We start from the raw sequence: 11,467 nt of genomic DNA on the forward strand, positions 1-11,467 counted from the left end.
GCTGGCCGCTGTATGAATCACGCCTGAAGGGAAAGCTGCACGTTATCAGCAAGCGTTACACTCAGCGCATTGAGCGACATAATCTGAATCTGAGACAACATCTGGCAAGGCTGGGACGGAAGTCACTGTCGTTCTCAAAATCGGTGGAGCTGCATGACAAGGTCATCGGGCATTATCTGAACATAAAACACTATCAGTAAGTTGGCAGCATTACCGGGCAAAGTGAAATATCATTTTTTAACGATAAAAAGAGTGTTATTTCTTGTGTATCAGACAATAAGCATTCATTCAAAACCTTTAGAAATAATCAAAACACAGGTATTCCACTGGTTAATATATTCACATATGAAATGAATAAATATTAGAACATATAAATATTGAATATTTTGATTAATCCCCGTACTGATTATTCTTCATAATCAGTAGGGGTTGCTACAACATGTATTACTTTTTCACCACAATTAACGGTTCAATATCACTCTCTTTTTTGATGACCAGTGATTCATCACCGCGCAAACACGTCCCACCGTAGTTGCCGCCCACGGTGAAGGTACATACCTGAATGTATTTACCGTCCACTTTCGGCAAACACCACAGTTGCTGATAGATGTTTTTCTGCTCGGCAAATTTACCGCTGGTTTTGTCCAGCACCTCTTCATGATGGCTGACCAGGTCGATATTGCTACCACAGCGACCGGCAATCGGTTTCACTGCGTAACCTGTTTTCACCAATTCATCATTAACAGTGAAATCGGTATCCAGCAGGTAACGATGGTGCGGGAACAGCGACCAGAGGATCGGCAGAATCGCTTTGTTGCCGGGGATCACCGTCCACAGCGGCTCAAAGACTAGCACTTCCGGGCGCAGCAATACGTCGATAAGACGCACTTCGTTTTGCGGATGACCGGTACGGATTGGCACCGCAGCAAACTCACGGTCGCTAACTTCACGAATCTGATCAAACGCGGTTTCCCACGCCCAGGTTTTCCACACGCAGTTAACCAGTCGCCCTTCCCCATCAATCAGTTGCCCGGCAGCATCCCAGCCCAGTTCATCCAATCCACGCAAGATACGCGTTTCAAAGCCCGCCTGGTGCAGCGCCTGCTCCATAAACTGCGCGTGATAGTTTTCCTCGATATCTTTGTCCTGCATGATATGGACAAACGGACGTGCACGACTGTGTTTCCAGGCACCAGCCAATTCGTTAATCAGCCCTTCCGCCGGATTGAAGCCGTTGCCTTTATAGCCCTGCTCCGCCCAACGTTCGAGGATCAAGCCCGCTTCGGTATGACAGGAGGCGGAGTCGGCGTTGTACTCGTAAACCTTCAGGCCACGCTCATCCATGCAGAAATCCATACGACCAGTGATCATATGGTGACGGCGACGCTGCCAGGAGAGACGCAAACGTGGCCAGAGGATTTTCGGAATGTCGAACAGCGCCAGCAGGTTGTCATCTTTCAGTACCTTGTCGGTTGCGTGAAGATACATCAGGTGCAGCTCGTTGGTGGCTTTAATTAGCTCCTGCTCGGCACTCTCGGTAATGGTGTAGTAATGATAAGGATCCTGATTGATCACCTGACCGTTGGCCTGCACATAGGCGTTTTGCAGCGGATCTTTTTCATCCAGCCATTTACCGTCAAACTGGCCTTTGTTTTCCAGGCGCGCTCCGCTGATTTTCAGCAGCTCGCCTGCAATTTCCGGCTGCGGTAAGCTGTATTCAGTATCTTCCGTCTGGATCATCCAGCCCAGAATGGTGGTGTCATCAAAAGTGTCTTTCAGGGTATAGCAGCCGTTTTCGACCACCATCTCCAGCTCACGCGTCCACTGTTGCCCTTGCGGCAACGGGGAATGAATCACGTTCTGTTCCGCAATACGGACTTTGTTGCCATGCAATTGGGTAATGATGGCGACATGGCCAGTGTCTTTAAATTCACCGCCTTTATCCCAGATAAGAAGCGCACCCGCGACCGGCGCACGCGGCGAGCCGTTAGGAAATGCCTGCAATGGCAGGATGTTGTCATTAACCACTTCTCGCAGGAAGCGCAGCGAGAAAATCTCCCACGCCATACCCACGTCAGTAAAGACCACACCGTAATTCAGAAAGAGAAAACGGCGAGCAAATTCAACGCATTGCCACTTGTGGCCCATATATTCGTCGTCGATATAGCTACGGAATACGGCGTCATCTTCGTATTCCTGCGGATCGAGAGAACTGTAATCTGAAGAGTAGATTGCTACCCCACCTGGGGCGTAGCCCAATAATGTCCCGAACGGGGCATCCTGGCTGGTCGTTCCTTTGCTCATCACTTTACCTTTAACAATACAACCTAAGCAGTTGGCGTAATTGTTGTGCTCTGATTACCTGCTCAGCGACATTAACCGGACAGAGGTCAGACTAATCATACACCTCATCGCAGCGGCTGGCGCAAAGGGTTAAAAAATTCACATTCTGTACAGCAAGTGACCTGCCACACTGCTTCAACACTACCACTCAGAAGGCAACTCACTATGACAGACAATACTTATCAGCCCGCGAAAGTCTGGACGTGGGATAAATCCGCTGGCGGCGCGTTCGCCAATATCAATCGCCCGGTTTCTGGTCCGACGCATGAAAAAACGCTGCCCGTTGGCAAACACCCATTGCAACTTTATTCGCTGGGAACGCCGAACGGTCAGAAAGTAACGATTATGCTTGAGGAGCTGCTGGCGCTGGGCGTTACTGGTGCAGAGTACGACGCCTGGCTGATTCGTATTGGCGATGGCGATCAATTCTCCAGCGGCTTTGTCGAAGTGAACCCAAACTCGAAGATCCCGGCGCTGCGCGATCATACGCATAATCCGCCGATCTGTGTGTTTGAATCTGGTTCGATCCTGCTTTATCTGGCGGAGAAATTTGGCTACTTCCTGCCGCAGGATTTGGCAAAGCGTACTGAAACGATGAACTGGCTGTTCTGGTTACAGGGCGCGGCACCGTTCCTCGGCGGTGGTTTTGGTCACTTTTACCATTACGCACCGGTAAAGATTGAGTACGCCATCAACCGCTTTACCATGGAAGCCAAACGTCTGCTCGACGTGCTGGATAAGCAACTGGCGCAGCATAAGTTTGTTGCGGGCGATGAGTACACCATTGCGGATATGGCGATTTGGCCGTGGTTTGGCAACGTGGTGTTAGGTGGTGTGTATGATGCCGCTGAGTTTCTTGATGCGGGCAGTTATAAGCATGTACAACGCTGGGCGAAAGAAGTAGGCGAACGTCCGGCGGTGAAACGTGGGCGTATTGTTAACCGCACCAACGGACCGCTGAATGAGCAGTTGCATGAGCGCCATGACGCCAGTGATTTCGAGACGAATACGGAAGATAAGCGTCAGGGGTAAGGGTTGGTGTTCGTCGCAGCAAGCCATCCAGGCCGGATAAGGCGTTCACGCCGCATCCGGCAATCGTGCACAATGCCTGATGCGACGCTGCCGCGTCTTATCAGGCCTACGAAAGCTAATCATCACGCGCTGGTAATGTCGTAATCCATTTGGCGCAGTGCGTCTAATGTGGCTTTGGCTTCATCTTCGTCGATGATGCTCATGGCAAATCCGACGTGTACCAGCACCCACTGGCCCAGTAGATCGGCAGGGTTACCTTCACAAATCAGGGCGATATTCACGTCGCGCTTGATACCACATACTTCAACCTGCGCAAGCTGGTGAATATCTTCACCGACAGCCAGCACCTGGCCTGGAACGCCAATACACATTATTAACTCCGGTTATTCAACTTCAATACTTTTGACGATCAGCGAATCGCCGGTATCGACACGCAACCGCTCGCCGTGACAGAGCGGACACTGCGCATCGTGCTGATGAATCTCCACCACCTGGCTGCAATCCCAGCACCAGGCCTGGGCGGGTTTATAGACGATATGTAAATCGCACCCTTGCGCCACCGTTCCGTGGCAGACAATTTCAAAACTAAAACGGACGGCGCTCTCCTCAACGCAGGAGAGCGCGCCAATTTCCAGCCACACGGCGGTGACGCGCTTAACATCGTGCTGCTCCGCCTGCCGTTGGATAATTTCAACGGCGCTCTGGCAAAGCGACAACTCATGCATTTTCGCCACTCCTGCGACCAAACAGCAGGGCGCGACGCCCTGCGTGTGGTACATCCGGATTCGTGACTGGCAGCGAAAGGATCATTCGTGCGCAGTCATCCGTCAGGCGTTGGCCCTCTTCAATCGACATACTGTGCGAAAGCGGTGACATCAGCGAACAGGAGAGGTATTGCGAAACACCGTCCAGTTCGCCAACGGTAAAGGTCATGGTGCCATACGGCAGTTGCAGACCAATTTTTTCACTCACTTTGCGCAGCGGCCAGAGTTGATCCGGGCCGGGGAAGATAACTGCACTCAGCATCCACGGGGTGATCACACACCCCGTCCACTGACCTTCGAACAGCGTAAAATCAGAAACATACACCGGCATTGAAGGATGCAGAAAAGAGAGATCGTGCATCGAACGCCGGGCAATTTCTTCAAACGCTGCCTGTACTTGCGCCTTCGGGGAGGTCTGGAAACCTGCTATCTCTTCAGTCATGAATCGCCTCCCGTGGGATGGCTTCCACGCCTGATTCGCGCAGCGCAGCCAGAACCTGCTCAAGCGCAGGTTCAATCATTGCTTCAACCGTCGGCGTTAAGCCGATGTGTGGCTCCAGCGATTCCGGGATCACGCCGACCAGGGTCAGCTTTTTCGGAAACTCACCGGTGAAGCGCAGGGCCGACAATACGTCGGCCAGGCCAAGCTGATGCGGAGAGATTTTGTTGGTAAACAACGCCGGAACTTCTTCATCCCGCAGGATCATCATCGTTCCCGGCGTGTTCTTTTTCGACACAATGGCATCCGCAATAATCAGATGATCGCGATTTGCCATGTCGCCAAGCAGCTCCATTCCCGCCGTGCCGCCATCGAGGATCTCAACATAATCCGGCAGAATGTATCGTTGCTCTAACGCTTCGACAATCCGCACACCGATGGCTTCATCGGTCAGCAAAATATTGCCGACCCCTAAGACTAAAATACGCATTACAGAACCTTCACTGAAACCACTTCGTTGCCGTCGGCATCCACTACGTGTACCGCACAGGCCATGCACGGGTCGAAGGAGTGAATGGTACGCACCACTTCCAGCGGTTTATTCGGATCAGCAACCGGTGTACCCACCAGCGACTGCTCGTAAGGACCGACGTCATCATTGAAGTTACGCGGACCAGAGTTCCAGGTTGATGGAACAACTGCCTGGTAGTTACTGATAATACCGTCTTTAATAACCATCCAGTGAGAGAGCATACCGCGCGGCGCTTCGAGGAAGCCAACACCTTTGAACTCACCCGTTGCCGGAATGTTCGGTTTCACAAAGGTGGTGTGATCGCCTTTGCCGATATTGGTGATCAGTGCACTGTATTGATTTTGCAGGATATCCTGCAATTCGCAGCAGTGAACGGTACGACCAATAATACGGCCCAGCGTGGAGTGCAGCTGCGCCACTTCCAGCGTGTTGCCAGTCAGTTTCTGATAAATCGCAACGATTTCATTCAGTTTGTTCTGGGTAGATTCGCGACCTGCCGCCAGTTTCACCAGCATATTAGCCAGCGGACCCACTTCTACCGTTTTGCCGTAGAAAGTCGGTGATTTCACCCAGGAATATTTCCCGTCGTCAGACCAACCATCATAAGCCGGAATGGTGGTACCTTCCCACGGTGCCTGCGGCGCTTCGTCTTTATACCAGGAGTGCTTCGCGCTTTCCTGAATGCCTTTGATCAGGTATTCATCGGAATGAGAAGTGATCGGACGATACGAGGACAGATCCGCATTCTCAATGTAGCCGCCCGGGAACAGGAAGCTGCCGTTTTTACTGTCGGTCGGGAATTCCGGCACGCTCAGGTAGTTCACCGCACCTTTACCGCGCGTCAGCCATTCCGGGTAGAACGCGGCAATAACTGCGGTATCAACCTTATAAACCTGTTCAACAAAGTCGCTCAGCTTGTCGATGAAAGACTTGATGTACATCAGGCGCTCAAGGTTCAGCACGCCCAAACCGTCGAGGTTGATCGGGTTCGCGACACCACCTACCGCCAGGTTCTGAATGTGCGGCGTTTTACCGCCCAGCAGCGCCACGACGCGGTTAGCGTCACGCTGGCACTCCAGCGCCTGCAGGTAGTGCGCTACCGCAATCAGGTTCACTTCCGGCGGCAGTTTCATCGCCGGGTGACCCCAGTAGCCATTGGCGAAAATACCCAACTGACCGCTGGCAACCAGATCTTTGATCTTGTTCTGAACTTTAGTGAACTCTTCCGGACTGTTCAGATGCCAGGTCGAAACGCCTTTCAGCATTTCGGAGGCTTTGGTTGGGTCAGCTTGCAGTGCAGAAGTGATGTCCACCCAGTCCAGCGCCGAAAGCTGATAGAAATGAACGATATGGTCATGCGTGGTGTGCGCAGCCAGAATGATGTTACGGATGTATTGCGCGTTAACCGGAACGTCGATATTCAGCGCACTTTCTGCCGCACGAACGGAAGACAGCGCGTGAGTGGTAGTACATACGCCACAGATACGTTGCACAATCATCCATGCATCGCGCGGATCGCGGTTTTTCACGATCTCTTCCATGCCGCGCCACATGGTACCGGAAGCCCATGCTTTCGAAACGACGCCATTTTCGATTTCGCAATCGATGCGTAAATGCCCCTCAATACGGGTTACCGGATCAATAGTAATTCTCTGGCTCATGCTTTGCTCGCCTCATGACGATTATGATCGTTTTGTTTTAAAGGAGGAAGTATCGGCAGTAGACGAATGAGTACGATGTAAGCGCAAATCTCAATAGCCACAAAACCAATAGAAATCAACAGTTCTTCCCTGGTCGGGAAGTAGGCGTAACCGCCGCCCGGGTTGAATGCCACCAGCGAATAGGTCAGACGCCAGGTTGCACAACCTAACAGTGCGCTCAGTGCTGACAGGAACAGCATGCGGGAATCATTACGCAGCTTCGCCACACGCAGAACGACCAGCGGGAAGAGCATCAGCAGGACTTCAATCCAGAACATCACGGAGTAGAAGTCACCGGCAAACGCTAACGACAGCTTGTCGCGATAGATAAGCTCGCCAAAGCGCAGCACGATAAAAATCGCCAGCAACACACTGATGGTGTTGGTCAGCTTGACGAACAGACTCTTTTCATCCGGACCGTTGCCACGCAGACCCGCCTGCACCAGCGAACCTTCAAAGATGACAATCGAGAAGCCCATGATGAACGCCGTCAGCAGCGAGAACAGCGGCAACATTTCATAGCTCTGCCACAACGGATGCACCTTGTAGCCCGCCGAGATCATCAGTGACCCCATTGAAGACTGGTGCATGGTCGGCAACAGCGCGCCAAGTGCAATGATGAAGAACATCACCTTGTTCAGACGCTTGAGAGAAACCTTCCAGCCCAGACGTTCAAACAGTGCCGGAGCAAACTCCAGTGCCATCACGCCGATATAGATGGTCATACAGACCGCCGTCTCGAACAGTACCGAGTTCACGTTGAAGTGACCCGGAATGTAGAAGTACGGCAGGTTCCAGTAGCGACCCACGTCGATAGTGATCGACAAGCCACCCAGTGAGTAACCAAACAGACTCGCCAACAGCGCCGGACGCACCAGCGGATGGTATTGCCCACGGTTAAAGACGTATACCGCCCACGCCAGCGCCCAGCCGCCACAGGCAAAGCCGGTACCAATCAGCAGGTCAAACGCGATCCACACGCCCCACGGGAAGCCGCCGTTCAGGTCAGAGACAGAGCCCAGACCGAACACCAGACGCTTCACAATCAGGAGCATACAGATGACGATTAACGGTCCAAAAATCATGACCGGTTTACTGATGATTTTGCCGCCCAGCGGTTGTGGATCATGACTCATGATCGTCTCCTCCGTCGTGATGGTCGTTTTTGGTGTTGCGACGAACCAGCACGGTTAAGCCCGCCAGCACAGCCAGTGGTAGCATCATGCCTTTATACAGGGTGTGTTGAATATTTTCGGAACGCGCACCGGTAGAAAGATCGTCCAGTTTCGGCAGGTCGAGATTTTCATAAGGCACACCCGTCAGTACCAGAACCTGAGTACCGCCGCCCTCTTTCTCGCCGTACAGATGCGGATAATATTTCGGCACCGTATGCAGGTAAGTGTCGCCAGATTTCAGCGTCTGACGCGGATAGTGGTATTCGCTGCCAGGCTTCAGCGCCAGACGTTTTTTCGCCTCCGCCATCAGCTCTTCACGCGTACCGAAAATCACCGCGCCCGCCGGGCACACTTCTACGCAGCCAGGCAGACCGCCTTTATCGAGACGTTCCACACCTTTCTGGTTGCACAGCTCGCACTTATGCAGCGCACCAAACGGGTTGTTGTAGTCGTACTTCGGCACGTTGTACGGACAGGCGACCATGCAGTAACGGCAACCGGTGCACACGTCTTTGTCGTAATGGACAATGCCGGTTTTCGGATCTTTTTTCAGTGCAGAGACCGGGCACACAGAGACACAGTTCGGATCGACGCAGTGCATACACTGTTTCTTAATGTACGCGTAGCCGTTCTCCTCCTGGTCTTTGTTGACCCCTGTGCCGCTGGTCCACACCTGAATGATGTTATTGGTATACGGCGACAGTTTGTCGTTGTTCGACCAGGTCTGTTCCCCTTGCGGGTTACGTTCAGGGAAGTTGATATCCTGACACTTGGTGACGCAAGCCTGGCAGCCTACGCACAAGGTCGAGTCGTACAACATCCCCAGCGATCCCGGAATTGGCGGGCGGTTTTCAGCAGCCGCATGACTGACAGACGGCAGCGCGCCCGTCAGCAATGCCCCGCAGGAGGCTGCTTTAATAAAATTACGTCTGTTCACGGTTATTCTCCCCGTGAGTCAGCGTTATCTTTCTTTTGCTGACGACCCAGTTCACGCACCGCCATCACGCTGACACCGGCAACCAGCCCAACCACACCGCCGAGCAAACCAATAGCGCCTGCAGAGACGTTACCGCCCTCTTTAGCGTTAACATCCGGTTTCTGTGAACGCGGAGTCTGATTTTCGACGTTGGCAAGCTGATGGATGCCTTTATGGAAGCCGATACCTTCTTCGTTACAGCCATAGCATGGGTGACCAATCGCTACCGGCCACACGCCGCCAACATCGCAGAATTGCAGCGTTGAGCAGTTGCCGTAAGTTTCTGGCCCTTTACAGCCGAGGTGGTACAGGCACCAGCCTTCACGGTGGCCTTCATCACCGAACTCTTTGGCAAAACGACCAGCATCGAAGTGCGGGCGACGTTCGCAGTGTTCGTGAATCAGACGGCCATAGGCGAAGGTCGGACGATTTTTGTCATCCAGTTTCGGCGGTTTGCCGTAAGTGATGATGTGCGCAACGGTCGCGAGGAAGTTGTGCGGGTTCGGCGGGCAGCCCGGAATATTGATAACGGTTTTGCCTGGCAGAACTTCTTGCAGGCTGACTGCGCCAGTTGGGTTAACTCCAGCTGCGGCAACACCGCCCCACGCAGAGCAGGAACCGATAGCGATAATCGCTGCTGCGCCTTCTGCCGCTTTGCGGATGTGATCCACAATCGGCTCACCAGCAACCATGCAATAAATACCGTTATCTTTTAATGGGATGGAACCATCCACAACCAACACATACTGCCCTTTGTACTTCTCAAGTGCGTTATGTTTGTTCTCTTCGACCTGATGACCGAAGGCGGCGGAAAGCACTTCGTGATACTCCAGAGAGATAGTCTCCAGCACGAGGTTTTCTACCGTTGGATGCGTTGCACGAAGCAGAGATTCCGTACAACCGGTGCACTCCTGCGCGCCAATCCAGATAACTGGCGGACGCTGCGGGTTAGTAACCGATTCGGCCATCTCTGCAGCGGCTTTGCTACTTAACCCCATGGTGGCGGCTAATGCTGCACAAAGCTTCATGAAATCACGACGGTTAATGCCGTGAGAATGGATGAGGGTGTTATCTCCAGTCATTTATAGTTATTCCGTTGCGAAGACCTGGCATATATTTTGCCTCAATCGCAAAATCAATAATGCGATCGATGCGCCATTTACCACACATTTATTATGGTTATCGATATCATGATACTGCGGCGGGGCGCTAAAACGAAGGGAAGAAGCATTAGTGTAATTAATTAAAGCAAGATAATACGTATGTTTGATCAATTTTCGAGGCGATAACCGGCCATAAAAAAGCGCAACGTAGAACAGGAATTATTCTCACGAAAGAAATCCATTACCATCTCTTTATCCAGTCCATAGCGGCGCGTCAGAATACCCGCTTCCCAGGCGCTAAGCTGGCGATCTCCGGTCTTTTCGTACATCCGGTGTGAGTAGCCTAATACAAAACCGCGTTTATAATCGGCACAGAATTTTGTCACATTAACCGCACTGTCGGCATGCGTTGCTTTTAATCCCGCCATTAAGCCTTTACCAAAATGGTTATTCATCGTTCACCTCATTCGCTATATATTATCATATATAGCAATATTTTAGGCAAAGAACGACTTTTGCGCACGCTATTTTTTCATGCTTGTTTAAGACGTAATCCCGTAAGAGATAAACCCATCAGGAGAGATATTTATCGAACCATTTCAGCGTCCTTTGCCAGGCAAGATCGGCGGCAGATTTGTCATAACGAGGCGTGGAATCATTATGGAATCCGTGATTAACCCCCGGATAGATATACGCCTCATAGACCTTATTATTGGCTTTCAACGCCGCCTCATAAGCGGGCCAGCCCTCGTTGATTCGGGTGTCCAGTTCCGCGAAGTGGAGTAGTAAAGGCGCTTCAATCTTCGCCACATCGGCAGTGGGTGCCTGACGACCATAAAACGGCACCGCGCAGGCCAGTTCCGGATACGCGACAGCCGCCGCGTTCGATACACCACCGCCATAGCAAAATCCGGTAATACCCACTTATGCCTGTCGCTTGCGGATAGCGTTGCATAAACTCAATTGCGGCAAAGAAATCATTCATCAGTTTGGTTGGATCAACCTGCTGTTGCAGCTCACGACCTTTATCATCATTTCCCGGATAACCTCCAACGGGTAATGACTCCAACTTACTGATAGTGTTTTATGTTCAGATAATGCCCGATGACCTTGTCATGCAGCTCCACCGATTTTGAGAACGACAGTGACTTCCGTCCCAGCCTTGCCAGATGTTGTCTCAGATTCAGATTATGTCGCTCAATGCGCTGAGTGTAACGCTTGCTGATAACGTGCAGCTTTCCCTTCAGGCGTGATTCATACAGCGGCCAGCCATCCGTCATCCATACCACGACCTCAAAGGCCGGCAGCAGGCTCAGAAGACGCTCCAGTGTGGCCAGAGTGCGTTCACCGAAGACGTGCGCCACAACCGTCCTCCGTATCCTGTCATACGCGTAAAACAGCCA

General features: G+C 52.1%; 12 protein-coding genes and 2 pseudogenes. 2 read left to right on the top strand and 12 right to left on the bottom strand.

Going from position 1 to position 11,467, the window contains the following annotated elements:
* A partial coding sequence (locus tag BHE85_RS03865) for an IS1 family transposase (protein ID WP_000327172.1) occupies nt 1–200 on the top strand: 200 nt, incomplete at its 5' end.
* Between the two features lie 244 nt (nt 201–444).
* Here the strand turns inward: BHE85_RS03865 and gss are convergent.
* Complete coding sequence (gss, locus tag BHE85_RS03870) at nt 445–2,304, bottom strand: bifunctional glutathionylspermidine amidase/synthase (RefSeq protein WP_001297309.1); 1,860 nt, start codon at nt 2,302–2,304, stop codon at nt 445–447.
* A 204-nt stretch (nt 2,305–2,508) separates the two neighbouring features.
* Between gss and yghU the strand changes: the two genes are divergently transcribed.
* Nucleotides 2,509–3,375 (top strand): glutathione-dependent disulfide-bond oxidoreductase, encoded by an 867-nt coding sequence (gene yghU / locus BHE85_RS03875; protein ID WP_004985856.1) that lies wholly within the window; start codon nt 2,509–2,511, stop codon nt 3,373–3,375.
* A gap of 122 nt (nt 3,376–3,497) precedes the next feature.
* Here the strand turns inward: yghU and hybG are convergent, their stop codons facing one another.
* The 11 genes and pseudogenes from hybG to BHE85_RS03930 form a co-directional block, all read right to left on the bottom strand.
* On the bottom strand, nt 3,498–3,746 hold the full coding sequence (gene hybG / locus BHE85_RS03880; protein WP_000334896.1) for a hydrogenase maturation factor HybG: 249 nt from the start codon (nt 3,744–3,746) through the stop codon (nt 3,498–3,500).
* 12 nt (nt 3,747–3,758) lie between these two features.
* Entirely contained in the window at nt 3,759–4,100 is a 342-nt protein-coding gene (gene hypA / locus BHE85_RS03885) for a hydrogenase maturation nickel metallochaperone HypA (protein ID WP_000544953.1), read from the bottom strand.
* On the bottom strand, nt 4,093–4,581 hold the full coding sequence (hybE, locus tag BHE85_RS03890; protein WP_000134014.1) for a hydrogenase-2 assembly chaperone: 489 nt from the start codon (nt 4,579–4,581) through the stop codon (nt 4,093–4,095). Before hybE ends, hypA begins: the two co-directional genes overlap by 8 nt.
* Nucleotides 4,574–5,068, bottom strand: a complete 495-nt coding sequence (locus tag BHE85_RS03895; protein WP_001221946.1) for a HyaD/HybD family hydrogenase maturation endopeptidase — start codon at nt 5,066–5,068, stop codon at nt 4,574–4,576. Before BHE85_RS03895 ends, hybE begins: the two co-directional genes overlap by 8 nt.
* Entirely contained in the window at nt 5,068–6,771 is a 1,704-nt protein-coding gene (hybC, locus tag BHE85_RS03900; protein WP_000083065.1) for a hydrogenase 2 large subunit, read from the bottom strand. The genes BHE85_RS03895 and hybC overlap by 1 nt, the downstream gene beginning before the upstream one ends.
* Nucleotides 6,768–7,946, bottom strand: coding sequence for a Ni/Fe-hydrogenase cytochrome b subunit (gene hybB, locus BHE85_RS03905; protein WP_000017693.1), 1,179 nt, complete (start codon nt 7,944–7,946; stop codon nt 6,768–6,770). Before hybB ends, hybC begins: the two co-directional genes overlap by 4 nt.
* Entirely contained in the window at nt 7,936–8,922 is a 987-nt protein-coding gene (gene hybA, locus BHE85_RS03910) for a hydrogenase 2 operon protein HybA (protein ID WP_001081870.1), read from the bottom strand. Before hybA ends, hybB begins: the two co-directional genes overlap by 11 nt.
* Before the next feature lie 2 nt (nt 8,923–8,924).
* Entirely contained in the window at nt 8,925–10,043 is a 1,119-nt protein-coding gene (gene hybO / locus BHE85_RS03915) for a hydrogenase 2 small subunit (protein WP_000145410.1), read from the bottom strand.
* 188 nt (nt 10,044–10,231) lie between these two features.
* A complete protein-coding gene (gene yghW / locus BHE85_RS03920) occupies nt 10,232–10,519 on the bottom strand; it encodes a DUF2623 family protein YghW (protein ID WP_001059136.1) in 288 nt (95 codons plus the stop codon).
* Nucleotides 10,520–10,637: 118 nt separating this feature from the next.
* A pseudogene (gene yghX / locus BHE85_RS03925) lies at nt 10,638–11,118 on the bottom strand (YghX family hydrolase); the annotation flags it as partial.
* Nucleotides 11,119–11,134: 16 nt separating this feature from the next.
* Nucleotides 11,135–11,467: pseudogene (locus tag BHE85_RS03930) on the bottom strand (IS1-like element IS1X2 family transposase); the annotation flags it as partial.

The sequence above is a fragment of the Shigella sp. FC1567 genome (assembly GCF_001743015.1).
Classification (GTDB): Bacteria; Pseudomonadota; Gammaproteobacteria; order Enterobacterales; family Enterobacteriaceae; genus Escherichia; species Escherichia coli.

What these genes read in the sequence shown, in the direction of transcription:
- gss (WP_001297309.1), bottom strand. Translation starts at nt 2,304, where the DNA reads ATGAGCAAAGGAACGACCAGCCAGGATGCCCCGTTCGGGACATTATTG.
- yghU (WP_004985856.1), top strand. Translation starts at nt 2,509, where the DNA reads ATGACAGACAATACTTATCAGCCCGCGAAAGTCTGGACGTGGGATAAA.
- hybG (WP_000334896.1), bottom strand. Translation starts at nt 3,746, where the DNA reads ATGTGTATTGGCGTTCCAGGCCAGGTGCTGGCTGTCGGTGAAGATATT.
- hypA (WP_000544953.1), bottom strand. Translation starts at nt 4,100, where the DNA reads ATGCATGAGTTGTCGCTTTGCCAGAGCGCCGTTGAAATTATCCAACGG.
- hybE (WP_000134014.1), bottom strand. Translation starts at nt 4,581, where the DNA reads ATGACTGAAGAGATAGCAGGTTTCCAGACCTCCCCGAAGGCGCAAGTA.
- BHE85_RS03895 (WP_001221946.1), bottom strand. Translation starts at nt 5,068, where the DNA reads ATGCGTATTTTAGTCTTAGGGGTCGGCAATATTTTGCTGACCGATGAA.
- hybC (WP_000083065.1), bottom strand. Translation starts at nt 6,771, where the DNA reads ATGAGCCAGAGAATTACTATTGATCCGGTAACCCGTATTGAGGGGCAT.
- hybB (WP_000017693.1), bottom strand. Translation starts at nt 7,946, where the DNA reads ATGAGTCATGATCCACAACCGCTGGGCGGCAAAATCATCAGTAAACCG.
- hybO (WP_000145410.1), bottom strand. Translation starts at nt 10,043, where the DNA reads ATGACTGGAGATAACACCCTCATCCATTCTCACGGCATTAACCGTCGT.
- yghW (WP_001059136.1), bottom strand. Translation starts at nt 10,519, where the DNA reads ATGAATAACCATTTTGGTAAAGGCTTAATGGCGGGATTAAAAGCAACG.